Source organism: Pseudomonas sp. HY2-MNA-CIBAN-0224, assembly GCF_040310285.1.
Lineage (GTDB): Bacteria > Pseudomonadota > Gammaproteobacteria > Pseudomonadales > Pseudomonadaceae > Aquipseudomonas > Aquipseudomonas helleri.
Genome location: NZ_JBEOPQ010000356.1, coordinates 1 through 297, shown reverse-complemented (window position 1 = coordinate 297; position 297 = coordinate 1). Strand labels below are relative to the sequence as shown.

Annotated in this window: 1 pseudogene; it reads right to left on the bottom strand. The window is 46.1% G+C overall.

The annotated features are described in order from the left end of the window. Positions 1-297 (bottom strand): annotated as a pseudogene (locus AAEZ03_RS26725) (hypothetical protein); the annotation flags it as partial.

The window sequence follows — 297 nt, the reverse complement described above, 5'->3', positions numbered from 1 at the left end:
AATCCATCTCAATCAATTGCTGGCCAACCGTCACCTCATCCCCTTCAGTGACCATAATCTGAGCGATACGCCCTGGTACTTTTGCAGCGATGGAGGTTTGCTGCATTTGCATTTGCCCTTGTAGGGTAATGATGTCAGGTTCGCTGCTTTGGTTACTTTTATACAAACCATAAGCGATAACGCCTAAGGCAATCAGCACGAATAAGGCAAGCAACGCCTTTTTTATCATGGCCGACTTGTCAGATTTAGGATTATCACGATAAGTAGGCGTTGCCTGTTCTGGTTCCACGTCAGGTA